This is a genomic window from Lactobacillus taiwanensis DSM 21401, assembly GCF_001436695.1.
GTDB lineage: Bacteria > Bacillota > Bacilli > Lactobacillales > Lactobacillaceae > Lactobacillus > Lactobacillus taiwanensis.
This window is the reverse complement of record NZ_AYZG01000004.1, coordinates 1-14627: the sequence shown is the minus strand read 5'-3', so window position 1 is coordinate 14627 and position 14627 is coordinate 1. Positions and strand designations below refer to the sequence as shown.

The 14627-nt window shown below is 34.4% G+C and carries 13 protein-coding genes and 4 pseudogenes; 6 read left to right on the top strand and 11 right to left on the bottom strand.

Features of this window, described 5'->3' with window-relative positions; genetic code table 11:
• Positions 1 to 441: 441 nt before the first annotated feature.
• Positions 442 to 705: pseudogene (mscL, locus tag FD18_RS01415) on the top strand (large conductance mechanosensitive channel protein MscL); the annotation flags it as partial.
• A gap of 84 nt (positions 706 to 789) precedes the next feature.
• Entirely contained in the window at positions 790 to 1110 is a 321-nt protein-coding gene (locus tag FD18_RS01410; protein WP_235499843.1) for an Rpn family recombination-promoting nuclease/putative transposase, read from the top strand.
• A gap of 265 nt (positions 1111 to 1375) precedes the next feature.
• Here the strand turns inward: FD18_RS01410 and FD18_RS01405 are convergent, their stop codons facing one another.
• Positions 1376 to 2113: a PAS domain-containing protein gene (locus FD18_RS01405; RefSeq protein WP_057718202.1), complete on the bottom strand. Its 738-nt coding sequence runs from the start codon at positions 2111 to 2113 to the stop codon at positions 1376 to 1378.
• Positions 2114 to 2525: 412 nt separating this feature from the next.
• Between FD18_RS01405 and FD18_RS01400 the strand changes: the two genes are divergently transcribed.
• The 3 genes from FD18_RS01400 to FD18_RS09560 all read left to right on the top strand — a co-directional run bounded on the left by FD18_RS01400 (position 2526) and on the right by FD18_RS09560 (position 6031).
• Complete coding sequence (locus FD18_RS01400; protein ID WP_057718201.1) at positions 2526 to 3914, top strand: L-cystine transporter; 1389 nt, start codon at positions 2526 to 2528, stop codon at positions 3912 to 3914.
• A 512-nt stretch (positions 3915 to 4426) separates the two neighbouring features.
• A complete protein-coding gene (locus FD18_RS01395; RefSeq protein ID WP_057718200.1) occupies positions 4427 to 5527 on the top strand; it encodes a vitamin B12 independent methionine synthase in 1101 nt (366 codons plus the stop codon).
• Positions 5528 to 5554: 27 nt separating this feature from the next.
• Complete coding sequence (locus FD18_RS09560) at positions 5555 to 6031, top strand: S-ribosylhomocysteine lyase (protein ID WP_057718199.1); 477 nt, start codon at positions 5555 to 5557, stop codon at positions 6029 to 6031.
• Between the two features lie 61 nt (positions 6032 to 6092).
• Here the strand turns inward: FD18_RS09560 and FD18_RS01385 are convergent, their stop codons facing one another.
• From FD18_RS01385 to FD18_RS01365, 5 genes are all read right to left on the bottom strand, one after another.
• Positions 6093 to 6488, bottom strand: coding sequence for a hypothetical protein (locus FD18_RS01385; protein WP_057718198.1), 396 nt, complete (start codon positions 6486 to 6488; stop codon positions 6093 to 6095).
• Between the two features lie 85 nt (positions 6489 to 6573).
• Entirely contained in the window at positions 6574 to 7377 is an 804-nt protein-coding gene (locus FD18_RS01380) for a PTS system mannose/fructose/sorbose family transporter subunit IID (protein WP_057718197.1), read from the bottom strand.
• On the bottom strand, positions 7367 to 8176 hold the full coding sequence (locus tag FD18_RS01375) for a PTS mannose/fructose/sorbose/N-acetylgalactosamine transporter subunit IIC (protein ID WP_057718196.1): 810 nt from the start codon (positions 8174 to 8176) through the stop codon (positions 7367 to 7369). Before FD18_RS01375 ends, FD18_RS01380 begins: the two co-directional genes overlap by 11 nt.
• 10 nt (positions 8177 to 8186) lie before the next feature.
• A complete protein-coding gene (locus tag FD18_RS09245; protein ID WP_083486736.1) occupies positions 8187 to 9107 on the bottom strand; it encodes a PTS sugar transporter subunit IIAB in 921 nt (306 codons plus the stop codon).
• 286 nt (positions 9108 to 9393) lie between these two features.
• On the bottom strand, positions 9394 to 11154 hold the full coding sequence (locus FD18_RS01365) for an oligopeptide ABC transporter substrate-binding protein (protein WP_057718195.1): 1761 nt from the start codon (positions 11152 to 11154) through the stop codon (positions 9394 to 9396).
• 315 nt (positions 11155 to 11469) lie between these two features.
• On the opposite strand from FD18_RS01365, the gene FD18_RS01360 reads away from it, so the two are divergent.
• The gene (locus FD18_RS01360) at positions 11470 to 11670 is read left to right on the top strand and encodes a hypothetical protein (RefSeq protein WP_235499842.1); all 201 of its coding nucleotides are present in this window, start codon (positions 11470 to 11472) and stop codon (positions 11668 to 11670) included.
• Positions 11671 to 11732: 62 nt separating this feature from the next.
• Here the strand turns inward: FD18_RS01360 and FD18_RS01355 are convergent, their stop codons facing one another.
• The 5 genes and pseudogenes from FD18_RS01355 to FD18_RS01340 all read right to left on the bottom strand — a co-directional run.
• On the bottom strand, positions 11733 to 12656 hold the full coding sequence (locus FD18_RS01355; RefSeq protein ID WP_057718193.1) for an EamA family transporter: 924 nt from the start codon (positions 12654 to 12656) through the stop codon (positions 11733 to 11735).
• 132 nt (positions 12657 to 12788) lie between these two features.
• Positions 12789 to 13061, bottom strand: a pseudogene (locus tag FD18_RS01350) (family 1 glycosylhydrolase); the annotation flags it as partial.
• A pseudogene (locus FD18_RS10465) lies at positions 13060 to 13302 on the bottom strand (beta-glucoside-specific PTS transporter subunit IIABC); the annotation flags it as partial. The pseudogenes FD18_RS10465 and FD18_RS01350, both read right to left, overlap by 2 nt.
• Before the next feature lie 3 nt (positions 13303 to 13305).
• Positions 13306 to 13742 (bottom strand): annotated as a pseudogene (locus tag FD18_RS09895) (CAT RNA binding domain-containing protein); the annotation flags it as partial.
• Between the two features lie 258 nt (positions 13743 to 14000).
• Positions 14001 to 14627 (bottom strand): Rib/alpha-like domain-containing protein (locus FD18_RS01340; protein WP_057718191.1); only part of this gene is annotated, 627 nt, incomplete at its 5' end.

The window sequence follows — 14627 nt, the reverse complement described above, 5'->3', positions numbered from 1 at the left end:
CTTTTCTTCATCAAATTTACGACTTTTATCTTTGATCTTCATAATGAGACATCCTTATATTAAAATATCTTCTATTTTTTAATCCTTAAGATTTTTATTTAAGGGTTTGATTAAATAATACATCCATTTTTTCATTTTTCAATCATTTTTATAAAAATAAATTAATCATTTCTGATAAAAGCAAAAATTTTAATCTTATATCTAACATATTATTAATATTAAGAACTAGTTATAACTTTTTTACATCAGCTTTGTAAAAGCTATTTTTATACTTTTTTTAGCGTAAAAAATAATTTAAAAAGCCGACTAAGTAAAAATGCTCAAGTCAGCTTTTTGATTATTCTATTATCTAAAGACTACGCAGTCTTAATATTACATTATCCTGAAAATTGAGAAGTCTATTAGGACTTGCAGTAGATGAGCTTAAACGAAGAAAAAAGAATTAATCCTTTAATCGGCTTATTTATTGGGAGAATTGATCTTTCCAACTTAAAATTCACAGTTGGTGAAGCCACATTCAAATATGGTAGTTTTATCAATGCAATAATCAACTTTTCAATTATTGCGTTAGTTATTTTCTTATTAGTTAAACTTGTTAACAAAATCACTCCTAAAAAAGAAGTCGAAGAAGACTATCCTACATCAACTAATGAAGAAATATATCTTCGCCAAATCAGAGACTTATTACAAGAAAAAAATAAATAGATTACTGCATCCCTTAATTATTTGAGGGATGCTTTTTTTCAAAAAAATAAAACTCCTTTTTAGCGAATGCGGTATTATTTTTCAATGATGAATCAAAGTCTGTTTATGCAAGGCAAAAATTATCGCAATTTGCCTACTACGTACTTAATTTTAATTCTGCCAACTGATCCTCTCGGACTTGACCAGTATCGCTATGATACGGCTTGGAGCACCAAGGGATTCAAGCACGATCCACTAAATATTGGCCAAAAATTAATTTTGCTTAATGCAAATGGGACAAAAGGAAAAATCACGCCACGTCTACACGAATTCTTCGATCTAGTGGGTGGTAAAATTAATACAAATGATAGCTTTATCCAAAAGTTGCAAAAGAAGAGGACCGAATTAATGCTATTAAAAAGATGATTAACCTCAGTAGAAAATTAAATGCTAGTGATGACTTCATATTAAAACAATTAACTGAGGATGATGCCACATATTTTTCTCAAGAAGAATTAAAACATTTTATTAAAAACAATTAAATACATTAATAATTGAAAATACCTGATATATCAATGCTTCATAAGCAGAGATATATCAGGTATTTTTTATATTTCTTTATCAGCTAGCTATCGAACACAAAAAGCCTACTTCAAAAAAGTAGACTTTTTAAAATCTAAAAATTATTCAATTAATATTCTGAAGCGCCAGAATTGGTATCAGGTCTTGCTTCTTTCTTTTCTTCTACAGGCTCTTCATGTTTAGAAGCACCTGTTGCAGTATCAATGGTATCTCTCTTATAAGTTGCACCAGTTGTAGCATCGGGATCATCAACAAGTTTTTGTCCAGTAGTTTCACAGAAATATTTTACAAACGGATATATATCTTGTACCCATTCATAAGTACCAACATAGTTACCCTCTTCGTCTTCAATTCGCTTATAATCATGTAGAATCAACTTATGACGATTACCATTTGGAACAGGCATTTTAACTTCATCATGTCCACCGACTTTATTTCTTAAAGCATAGATAACTTTCTTTGCTTCAGGAATAACGTTACGAATATCAGGGTGAACAGCTCCCATTGTATCACCAACTTGGTCTGGAGTACGACCAGCTAACATCTTTTTATTTGGATCAGTTGGTTTGTTATACCATAAAAATTGATTATTATCATCAACATAAGTTAATTCACCAAAAGCACGACGAAGCATCCAATTAATTTGGTTAACTGTAAGAAGTCCAGCATCAAGCTTTACATAATCGTCTCCTTCAGCAGCATTTACTTTTTTTGCTGCTTTATCTAACCAATCTGGATCATTTTTATCGATACCGTCCACAGTATAACGTGACTTTCCAGTTGCATCGAAATCTTCTTTAAGATAATCTTCTTCTTTTAAATCTTTTAACCATTTAGGTTCTGCCATTTTACTTCACCTCATATTAATCAATAACTCTTCAATTTGATTATACTCACTTAAGAAAGGGCTTGCAATGCAAATATATATATTTTTATATGTAAATCTTTCATAATATATATTTATAGAATATTGCTTTCTTTTTAAAATTAACTGTTGACTAAAAGTAAGCTATGAGATATTATAACTTATGAAAAGTAAGAAAGGAGCTAATGATTATGTTTAATGTACGTCAAACAAATTCTTGTTGTTGTAATTGTCAAAAAATTTGGCAATTATTTGGCGTACAGTCATTAGTTCACTTCAAGAATTTCTCTAGTTAGAAACTAACTTTTCAAAGTTATAACTATGATTTTTCTTAAGAGCTGTTGGCATAAGCCAATGGCTCTTTTTTGTTTGCTTAGAATTGGAGTTGAAGAAAGTGCAAACTACTCTCACTGTCTTAGTAGCCATTGCTATTCTAGCTGGTATGGCCTACTTACATAGAAAAAATTGGGGATTTACTAAGCTAGTATTTCTCTCATTAGTCGTCGGAATCGTCTTTGGGGTTTCTATTCAATTAATATTTGGTGCCAAAAGCGATATTGTAAAAAATAGTATCGATTGGCTTTCAATCGTTGGGGATGGCTATGTTTCATTATTACAAATGCTAGTTATTCCGCTAATCTTCGTTTCACTAGTTGGTGCCTTCACTCAACTAAAGGTTACGACTAAGATTAGAAAAATTGCAGCTAGCGTCTTAGCCATTTTACTAGGAACTACTGCTGTTGCTTCATTCTTGGGCTTTAGCAGTGTCGCAATCTTTAACTTGGGCGGAGCTAGTTTTGCTAAAGGAATGTCTGCTTCTTCAACTGCTCTTAGTGCAATTAAGGACCACCAAGAACAGTTGAAAGGTCTAACTTTACCACAACAAATCACTTCGTTTTTCCCACAAAATATTTTCGCAGACTTTGCAGGAATGCGTTCAACTAGCACAATTGCAATCGTCATCTTCTCTATTTTTGTCGGAATTGCATTCTTACAAGTTAAGAAAGAAAAAGCTGAAGTCGCTGCAACTTTCGCACGTGGTATCCAAGCATTACGCGCAATTATCATGCGTATAGTAAAAATTGTACTTGAACTCACTCCATATGGAATTTTTGCTTTAATTGCTAGAACTACTGCAACTAACAGTTTCGCAACAATGAGTAAACTTCTTGTATTTATCGTAGCTGCTTATGTTGCAATTGCTGTTATGTTTATCGTACATGCTGTTTTACTTTTAATTAATGGAATTAATCCTGTTACCTACTTTAAGAAAGCATGGCCCGTTTTAGTTTTCGCATTTACTTCTAGAACTAGTGGTGGTAGTTTACCACTTAATGTACGTACTCAATGCGAATCAATGGGAGTAAGTGATACCATTGCAGACTTTGCCGCTAGCTTTGGTCTAACTATTGGTCAAAATGGATGTGCAGGTATTTATCCATCCATGGTTGCGGCAATCACTGCCCCACTTGTTGGAGTTAACATCTTCTCATGGCAATTTGTCTTAAGTTTAGTTGTAATTGACGTTATTTCTAGCTTCGGTGTTGCCGGCGTTGGTGGTGGTGCAACATTTACTACCTTAATGGTACTTGGTGCACTTAACTTACCAGTAACAGTTCTTGGAGTTTTAATTGCTATCGACCCAATCGTTGATATGGCAAGAACTGCTCTTAACGTTAACGATTCAATGGTTGCTGGTGTGATTACCGCTAAGCGAACTGGAGAATTAGACTGGGGTATTTTTAATAATCAAAAAGATGATGTAGATACTGAAGTTGAATAATTTTTCTAAATATTCTTGACATTAATTTTTAGAAGTTGTATTATTATGACAACAAAATTAATTAAAACTTAGAAGAGATGAGTAATTGCTTAAAGTATCTCACAGAGAGTCGGAATTGGTGAAAACCGATGGTACTAGAGTGATGAATATGGTCTTGGATTTAGAATAAAATGCGAGCTAATTAAGTAAGCAATTTACGATTGACGTACGTTATCACGTCTGAGTCTTCCATATTTTGGAGTACTTAACGAGGAACTGATTGTAAAGTCAGTTTGAATACAGGGTGGTAACACGTGATAAGCGTCCCTAGTGTAGTGTAATAGCTATACTAAGGACGCTTTTTCTTTTGCTTATTTATTGTTGAAGGAGGGATCATTATGAAAAATAAGTGTATTGTTTTTAACGAACGGGTATTTAATCGAATGTGCTACTTGAACATGATCCCTTTTGTTAGTGGATCCTCAAAGAACATTTAAATGAAAAATTTAGTTAAAATTAGGAGGTAGATTACTATGACAGAATTAGTACATTTCGATATTGTGGGCAGTTTTTTAAGACCAAAAGAATTAAAGCAGGCCAGAGATAAGTTTAATCACGGCGATATTTCGCAAGCTGAATTAACTCAAATAGAAAACCAAGAAATTGAGAAATTAATCCATACAGAAGAAGACTTAGGCTTAAAGGCTGTAACGGATGGAGAATTTCGTCGTAGCTGGTGGCATCTTGATTTCTTATGGGGCTTAAATGGCGTCGCAAAATATGACTATCAAGAAAGCTATAAGTTCCATGGTGCTAAAACTAGAACCGACAATGCAGAATTAGCTGGCAAAGTAGCTTATAATCCCGATCATCCGTTCTTTAAAGCATTTGAGTTTGTTAAGGAACATACTAACGTAACTCCTAAGCAAACGATCCCTTCACCTACTCTACTTTTTAGAGATAACCGTTCAGACAACTGGCCTAACTTTTATGAGAATAAACAGGATTATCTTGATGATCTAGCAAAGGCATATCACAAGACAATTAAGCGATTTTATGATTTAGGCTGTCGTTATCTTCAAATTGATGACACAACTTGGGCCTTCTTAATTAGTAAGTTGAATGAAACTGAAAATAATCCTAAAGAACATGAAAAATACGTTCAATTAGCAAAAGATTCAGTTTACGTAATCAATAAAACGCTAGAAAATCTGCCAGATGATCTAACTGTTGCTACACATATCTGCCGTGGTAATTTTAAATCTACATTTCTTTTCTCAGGTGGATATGAGCCAATTGCTAAGTACCTAGCCCAGCTAAATTATGATCGCTTTTTCTTAGAATATGACAATGATCGTTCTGGAGATTTAGAACCAATCAAAAAGATCTGGAACAATCGTGATAACGTCACAATTGTTTTAGGATTAATTACATCAAAAAATGGACATCTAGAAGATCCTGATACAATTATTCAAAGAGTCAATGAAGCAGCCGAGCTAGTTCCTCTAACTAATTTAGCTCTTAGTACACAATGCGGATTTGCTTCAACAGAAGAAGGCAATATTCTAACTGAAGCTGATCAATGGGAAAAAATAAAACTAGTCGTTGATACTGCTAATAAAATTTGGAAATAAAAAAATTTTATACGGAGGAAATTTATTATGGGCAAAGTTGAAAGTTTTGAATTAGATCACACTAAAGTTAAAGCGCCTTACGTTCGCTTAATTACTGTTGAAGAAGGACAAAAAGGAGATAAAATTAGTAATTTTGATCTTCGTTTAGTTCAGCCAAATGAAAATGCCATCCCTACTGGGGGCTTACATACTATTGAGCACTTATTAGCTGGATTGTTACGTGATCGCATTGACGGTTACATTGATTGCTCCCCATTTGGTTGCCGCACCGGCTTTCACCTCTTAGTTTGGGGTACCCCCTCCACTACAGAGGTAGCTAAGGCACTTAAAGAATCGCTTGAAGAAATTCGCGACAAGATTCAATGGGAAGATGTTCCTGGTACTACTATTGAATCTTGTGGCAATTATCGTGATCACTCCCTATTTTCTGCTAAACAGTGGTCAAGAGATATTTTAGAAAAAGGAATTTCTGACGATCCATTTGAAAGAAATGTTGTAGAATAATTTTTCTGAATAAATATAAAAATGCATTATTACTAATTTCAAACTAGTAATAATGCATTTTTTAATTATTTTTCTTATATCTATTCCACAAAACTATGTTGCCAATTACTAGCATACATACCCAGATTAATGCTAGAACTATATTGTTTTGATAATTTTGTTTATTTTGAATATTAACCCAAATTACACTAAAGTATACTCCGCTCAGAATTGCACTTAAGGTAATACTAGTTAAGATAACTACTAAATTTGGTATTTTTTCCTTATACTTTAGCAACTGAAGCCAATTGTAGATCATCTCACAGATTACAATTAACACTACCAGTAAGTCATACCACCAGTCTTGCTGCTTAACAAACATATTTATCGTATCAATAAAATAATAACCACAAATAATTGCAAATAAATCTAAAGTAAGTAATTGTCCTATAATGGTGTTCTTTTCTTTTTCTTTCATAAAAGTCCCTTTATAAATCTTTATTGTTACTTTTAATTATAGAACAATAGTCTCCATTTCAGCAGTAAAAATATTAAAGCTGGCTTTAGGCACTTAAGATATGGAAGTAACTTAAAACAATTCCTAAAATCAAAACAAACCAAATCATCTTAGTGGACGTCACATGTTTCTTACCTAAGAGCCAATAAACTAAAGCTACTAATAATACCGGAACTAAAGAAGGCATAATTTGGTTCAAAATACTTTGCATCTTTAAAGTAACTTTGCCTGCTCGATAAACAAAAGGGACTTTAACATTGACTACTGTCGGCACTAAAGCTCCGACAACAGTTACCCCAAGCAAAATTGCAGAATCTGTAATTGCATTTAACTTACCTGAAGCAGAATCAATTAATTTTGCTCCCTGTGAATAACCCAAGTTTAAAAAGCTAAATCTTGTGAATAAAATAATCAAGTTAACAATTATCCACAAAAATGCACCAAATGGATTTCCTCTTAATCCCATATATGCCCCAATTGATCCACAGATTGTTGGAATAATTGCGCCAAAAATCGTATCTCCCACTCCCGCAAGTGGTCCCATCAAACCAGTCTTTAATCCAGCAATTGTATCTTTAGCCTTACTACCTTGCTTTTCTTCAATTGCTAAATCCATCCCAATAATAAAGTTTCCATCAAAGGCATTAACGTTGAAGAATTGCGATTGCATCTGCATCATTTCAACTAATTCATCATCTTTATACCACCGCTTTAAAAAAGGCAAAACAGAATAAAAATAACCTGGAGCCATCATTTTTTCATAATTCCAAGATAATTGACTAGCCCATAACCAACGCCAATTTGCTCGAAATAGATCTCTTTTTGTTAATTTATTTGAACTAGTTTTCATACTCTCCCTCATCATTCGTATACTCTTCATCTTCATTTTGCTTTTCTGTATTTGTCTGCTTCATTTCTAACTTTTCCACTTCACGAGTATAGTGAATATAAGCTAACGCTGCCCCAAGAAGGGCAACTCCAAGCATTGGCATCTTTAAATAAGCCGCTGCAATAAATCCGATTGCTAGATATGAAATGAATCTCTTAGTTGGCAAGTATCTAAGTAAAATTGCAATACCAACAATTGGCAAAATATGTCCTGAAACTTTTAAACCATCAGTTAACCAAGCAGGAATAACTCGTAAAATTGCTTTTACAACATCATTTCCAACCACAAGCAAGATAAAGACGGGTAATGCACGTGAAAATCCCCAAGTAAAAGTTCCCCACAAAGCATTACGTGCTGCTGCATTTGGTTTATTTTCTTTAATAAAAGTATCAATACGATGTTGAAAAATTGTATTTGCAAACCGAGCCAAAACATCTAGCTGAACCATCAATAGTCCTACTGGAACAGCCAAGCCGATTGCAAACTGAACACCTTTTCCTGAAATCACAGCATAAACAGTACCAACAATTGCACCAGTCATAAAATCCGGCATTGAAGCTCCGCCATAAGTAGAAACACCCAACACCATTAACTGGAGAGTTGCACCAACTGCTAATCCAGTCGTAATGTCTCCCATGATAATTCCAGAAATCATCCCTATTGCCAATGGATTATTCAACACAGCTACAGTAAGCTGGTCAATAATTGCCCAAAAAGCTAATCCTGTCAGCAGTAAAATCTGCCACCATTGTATTGTCATTATTTTTCCTCTATTTCTCTAATAATTTCATGAAGTCTTCTTTATCTTCTGCGGGTACCATTTGATGATATAGATGGCAGCCTTGCTTGTTTAAGTAATTAAAGTCGTCAACATCTTCAGCAGTAACAGCCACGCTCTTAGCAACCTGACGTGAATCGCTTTTAGTCGACATATTGCCGACGTTAATCTCAGGCAACTTCACGCCATTATCAACCATTTGACGTAAGACACTAGGATTTTTTACCAAAACTAGCACAGTTTGACCTTGATACTTACCTGAATTAATTCGTCTGGCTGCTCCCTTAGCAGTTAAAATACTGAGGTGCACACCATGTGGACAAGCTGTTTTTAAAGCAGTCTTTTGAATATCGTTTTTAACAATATCGTCCCCAACTACCATAATTCGTGTTAAACGAAGTGCATTTGTCCACATTGTAGCAACTTGTCCGTGGATAAGTCGTTCATCAATTCGCACATTGTGCATCGTCTGTGGCTCAATTTCCGCATTTTCATTGGGCTTTGTTTCTTCAGTATTTTTTTCTTTAGCCGGTGTCTTCTTAATATCTAAATTTTCTCCAACCGGGGCTATGTTTTCTTGGGCTTGCTTGATAGCTTCTTCCATCGGTGTTCCCATTACAGCAGCCAGCAAAAGCGGTAAGCATAATCCGCTATATACTTTTACCTCGGGGTGCTTTTGATGATAGCGCAAAGATGCATTTGCGGGCGTTCCGCCAGCAATATCAACAATTATCGTCGGCTTTTTATCAAAGCTTTCTGCAACCTTTTCAATCTCATTAAGTAACTCGTCCTGGTTCATTGTTTGTTTAAAAGCAATTGCCTTTATATTTGGCAACTTCCCTGCGATCATCTCACAGCTAGCTAAAGTTGCCTTAGCATATTCACCATGACTAACTATTAAAAAATTATTCACATTTAATTCCTCCAGAATTCACAATGTTTATATTTTATCCTAATTGGTATATAAATTAAAGCTAAATATAGTAGTGATTTTAGCTAATTATTAAATATTGGTATAGTTCAATTATGATAGTTTGCACTTGTAATCGTTATCATTACTGATACAAAAAGAAGACTCTACTTAACGAAAGTAGAGCCTTCTGTAGAAATATAACTATGAAAATTTAATTTAAGGAAATATTATTTAAGAATTTGTGTTAATGTATGAGGATTATATGTATGGAATAAATTATTTTTTACTACTTAGCAAAGCCAACATCGTACCATCTACTGTTGCTTGCTGATGGCTTAAGTGACCAGCCAGTTAGCTTGTTGTTAACTGCAGTTATTGACCAACTGTTTGTGGTAGGTACAACATAGGCATTGTCATACATCCACTGTTGCCACTTATCAAATGCTTGTACACGGTACTTGTGGTTGAAGGCCTTAGTTGAATCAATGTTAGTAAGAAGTTTAGATTGAGTTGGAGAAACAAAACGAGCCATGTTATATGGAGCACCTTCACTGTAAAGATCGTTTGGTGAAGGTTCTGAAGATAAACTCCAACCACCTTCAAAGACATCAATCTTAGGACTATCTGCTTGAACATCTTGTACCCAAGAGTTGAATTCCATTGGACGACCACCAACAAATTTAGCATCTAAGCCGATCTTTTGCCATTGTTGGATGTAGTTAGTCCAGATCTTTTCAGCATTAGGTTGACTACCACGAACTGCAACATTAATAGTTAACTTCTTACCATTTGGTTGACGACGGTATTTTTCACCCTTATGCTTCTTGTAACCAGCCTTGTCTAATAATTCATTAGCTTTCTTCAAGTTGTATGGGTAACCCTTAATACTCTTATCAGAGAAGTCGCCAAATTGTGCTGGAATCAAAGTATTAACTCTAAATGATAAACCATTATTGTAACGCTTGTTAACAGCATCGATATTCATTGCATAAGCCATCGCCTTACGTAATGAGACATTATTCATCTTAGCGTTCTTATCCTCAACGTTCTTGCCAGTCTTCTTGTCAAACTTACCTACCTTAAAGCCCAAGTAGTTGTAAGATAAAGGAATCTTACCAATGAAGTTAACGCCCTTAGTATCCTTAACATTGTTCCATTGAGCGTTAAGCACACCAGTAATATCAAACTTGTGACTCTTAATAGCTTGAGAAACAGAGTTAATTCCGATTACTTCCATAGTAATCTTGTCTAAGTTTGGCTTACCACGCCAGTAATGTTCATTTGGTACATAAGTAACTGATTGACCACGAACAACTTTTTGAACCTTGTATGGACCAAAGAAAAGTGGTTGTTTACGAACCTTGTCATCTGATAAAAGTTTATCAAATGGAACGTCTTTCAAATAGTGGTATGGTTCTGCAGTTTCAAGGAAGTAACCATTACCAGATTGAAGCATACCTGGTTTCATTTCTTTAAAATGAAGAACGACCTTTCGACCATCTTCACCATTTGGCATTTCAATACCAGAAATCTTATCAGTCTTACCTTTGTGATATTCTTCTAAACCAACAAGGTTAGCTAAAGAATCTGTATATCTTGAAGTCTTAGTCTTAGGATTACCAACAATTTCATAAGCATATTCAAGATCCTTAGCAGTTACTTGTTTACCGTCAGACCACTTAACACCCTTTTTCACTTCAATAGTGATTGTCTTGGCATTCTTATCTAACTTAAAGGTAGCTGGACCCTTGTTGTTAATCTTGTAGCTATCATCAGTTGAAAATAATGCCTCTAAGCCCGGTTCTTGAATTGTACTATCAGTTACCGTATCTGATAACTCTGGCAAGAAAATACCTGTGAAAGGTGATTCACTTTCAACTGCGTATTTTAATGTTCCACCCTTTTTAACTTGTTTCTTAGGAACAGCTTCTTTAAAGCTAACTTTCTTATCACTAGCATTATTATTGTTGTTATTCCCACAAGCAGTTAAAGTCAATGCCGCACCAGACAATACTGTAATTGCTCCTAACCACTTAACTTTTTTCAATTTGTTCTCCTCCTTTGTGAGCTGACTTAAATTTCTTGTTTTTGATTATATGATATTGAAATGAAAAAAACAATATAAAATTAAAATATTTTTCGATAAAATTTGTATTTTATTAAAAAGTCGATATTAATACACTTGTTTTCTTTAAGAAAATAATCTACTAGTTATAAAATTAGAAAGTGAAACGTATGGACAACAATCCTTTCAATCCTAGTTTATCTCACCAAATAATCAATAATCTTATTTCACTAGATTTAGAAACCATTAAACTTGGCTACAAACATATCTTTCAAAGAAAAAGAGTTCGTGCAAGCAATGGTAAAAGTAGGAAAAACTAGAGTTAAAGGCCAAGAAATTGGTAAAATAATGAATAAAAGTACAAATTATTTAGCTGTTTATCGCAGAAAATTAGTAGATGACCAAGTTATTAAACCTGATGGTTATGGCTACGTTATTTTCTTGTTCCCTCACTTCGATAAATTTATTGAGCAAGAAATGATCTTAAATGAACTATAAAAACTTCAAAAAAGCTGGTAATATTTTCATTTCAAACGAAGATATTACCAGCTTTTCTTTTATTATTTATTTTCAGTTTTTTTAATTTTTCTTTTAGTAGTAAAATTCAAAGCTAAAACTGCTGTAATTACTAAGGCTGTACCTAACCAGTCCATCCCTGACATCACTAAACCAAAGATTAAAACTGATCCAACAGTAGCCGATAAAGGCTCAAAGGCGTCCAGTAAACTAACAGTTGATGGCTTAACATAGCGTAAGGCATTCGCCATTATCTGAAATGGTAGAATCGTTCCGATAATAATAATTGCCCCAACCCAGAACCACACTTTTGGCGTGACTGGAATGGCAGGAAAACTTGGATGAACAATTACCAAACCAAAACCAGCAAAGATCATCCCCCACCCAGTCAAAACTAAACTAGAAATTCTTTTTACAATTTTAACTGGAATCAAAGTATAACTTGCCTCACCTAAAGCAGATAATAGACCAAAAAACAATGCTAAAGGAGTAATAGCTAAATGATTAAAATTTCCATGTGTCGACAGCAAAAATACTCCAATAAACGCCATAATTGCTGCTAGAACATCTAATTTTCTTAAAACCTGCTGATGGGTCATCGCTAAATAAGCAAGGACGAAAAAAGGCCCGATAAATTGCAAGATTGTAGCAATCGAGGCATTTGCCATTTCAATGACAATAAAATAAAAAATCTGTACTGGTAGCAAGCCAAAAATACCATAGGCAATAATACGCAAGGTATTTTTCTTATTTTTTAAAACAAAAAATGGTTTTTGATGTAAAACTGACGCAATGATTAATAGGACAATCCCAGAAATAATTAATCTAACCTGCGTTAGCCAAATTGGTGTAATTCTAGAACTAATCTTAAATAAAGATTCCGCAAATAAACCTGAAATTCCCCACATTACAGCTGCCAATGCAGCTAAAATTGTCCATAGTCTACTTCTAGTAGCTTGCTTATCCATCCAACTTCTTCCTCACAAATAATAATTAATCTAAACCATCATAGCATAGGTATATAAGTAATCATTGTAATTTTGATAAAAAAATACTACTCAATTTTGACGTTAAATTGAGCAGTATTCTTAAAATTCAAATTAGTCTAGATCTTTACCATCAGATTCAATTACTTTCTTGTACCAATAGAATGAATCTTTCGGCATTCTCTTCAGAATGCCTTTTCCTTCATCGTCTCGATCAACATTGATAAAACCATAGCGCTTTGACATTTGACCAGTTCCGGCACTAACTAAGTCAATACAACCCCAAGTAGTGTAGACAATCAAATCAACGCCATCATCGCTAATTTTATCCACTGCGCCAAGGCCACTTTCAACAACCATCATTGGAATATCATAACGGTCATACAAGCCAGCCAAAGGAAGCACACATTGCAGTTAATCCCTTGATCATACCAGCAGCTGCCATTGAGCATGAGATTGGCGTAAAGATACCTGAAATAAGGTCAATAGCTTTATCCATCACACTCATATTACTATCTTCAAGATCGTCATCGGCTACTTGACCTCCGCCAGAAAAGTCACCTGCTTTAACAACAGTTACAACACCATCAGTGTCTTTTAAGGCATCATCATTTGCCTTTTTCCCATCTACTGGCAAGTTAACATTCATTTCTTTATTAATTAAAGCAATAACTTTTTCACTAATTTTATATTCCTTAGGAAAAAGATTCTTAACTTCCCAGCGCGTACTTGCAGCACTAATATCAATATTATCTTCAATTCTGGAAAGAGCGAAATCAATATGATCTGCTAAAGCCAAGTATTGAAAATCGTTGAGCTTCACATTCAATAGCGGCTCCACCATCTGGATCACCTTATTAGTTAAATCGATAGTCGAAGCATTTATTTAACTTGGTTAACCTCATCTTGATGAAAGTTTGCAATGAAACATCTTTCAATTTTACTTTCATCAATCTCATCACCCTTTTTTAAGCCAAAGCCTACGCCTTTACCTAGGACTACTTGTTCTTGACCTTGATCGTCCTGAACCAAGGGTGCACTATTATTAAATGTTTTAAGAAATATCATCCGACGAATCACCTTTATATAGAAAAAAGCTACCACAAACTAGAATATACCTATCTACGTATATCATCTTTATTTGTAGTAGCTCAGACCTGATCCCATCAGTAAATCCGCTTATTTGCAATAACTATAATAACGCTTACATATAATTGTGCCAATAAGTATTTAAATAAAAATACTTATTTTTCTGCAACAAAAAAGAAGAGGCCTCTAGTCTCTTCTTTCTTTGTCTATATTTAGAAAATCAAACTTTTACAATATTTACTTGTCTCTACGCTTCTTATCAGCAGCTAATCCGAATAGACTACCTACTGCAGCAATAGCTAAGCCTAAGATACCAGCTGCATTTTCTGATTTAGCACCGGTTTGTGGCAATGTAGCCTTTTCAGAATGGTTAATTTGTTGTGCTGGAGTTGCAGAAGTCTTCTTTTCATTAGTTTCCGCAACATGCTTAGTGATAACTTGAGCAGTGTTGTTGCTGTTGTTTTCCTTTGCGACAGCATCGACATATACCTTAACTGTTAAGTCTACACTTGAACCATCTGGATAAGTTACAGTAATGACACCAGTGTGTTCACCAAGTGTATTGACATTTGGTACTTCTTTCCAAGTGTACTTAGTACCTACTGGCATTTCATCCTTGTTCTTAATAGCATCTGCTGGGTTTGGAAGAACACCTAGAGTAGTGTGAATTGGCTGTGTTTCTGGTGTTACATCGTTTGTATTAACAACTACCTTCACAGTTACTTCATCCTTTGAGCCATCTGGGTAAGTTACTACAATCACACCAGTACTTTCACCTGGCTTAGTTACATCTGGGGTGTCTTTCCATGTGTACTTAGTGCCATCTGGTAAGTCACTCTTGTTCTTGATGCCTTCTGCTGGATT

Excerpts from the sequence above, each read along its gene's own strand:
- FD18_RS01410 (WP_235499843.1), top strand. The coding sequence starts at position 790 with ATGATGAATCAAAGTCTGTTTATGCAAGGCAAAAATTATCGCAATTTG.
- FD18_RS01405 (WP_057718202.1), bottom strand. The coding sequence starts at position 2,113 with ATGGCAGAACCTAAATGGTTAAAAGATTTAAAAGAAGAAGATTATCTT.
- FD18_RS01395 (WP_057718200.1), top strand. The coding sequence starts at position 4,427 with ATGACAGAATTAGTACATTTCGATATTGTGGGCAGTTTTTTAAGACCA.
- FD18_RS09560 (WP_057718199.1), top strand. The coding sequence starts at position 5,555 with ATGGGCAAAGTTGAAAGTTTTGAATTAGATCACACTAAAGTTAAAGCG.
- FD18_RS01385 (WP_057718198.1), bottom strand. The coding sequence starts at position 6,488 with ATGAAAGAAAAAGAAAAGAACACCATTATAGGACAATTACTTACTTTA.
- FD18_RS01380 (WP_057718197.1), bottom strand. The coding sequence starts at position 7,377 with ATGAAAACTAGTTCAAATAAATTAACAAAAAGAGATCTATTTCGAGCA.
- FD18_RS01375 (WP_057718196.1), bottom strand. The coding sequence starts at position 8,176 with ATGACAATACAATGGTGGCAGATTTTACTGCTGACAGGATTAGCTTTT.
- FD18_RS01360 (WP_235499842.1), top strand. The coding sequence starts at position 11,470 with ATGGTAAAAGTAGGAAAAACTAGAGTTAAAGGCCAAGAAATTGGTAAA.
- FD18_RS01355 (WP_057718193.1), bottom strand. The coding sequence starts at position 12,656 with ATGGATAAGCAAGCTACTAGAAGTAGACTATGGACAATTTTAGCTGCA.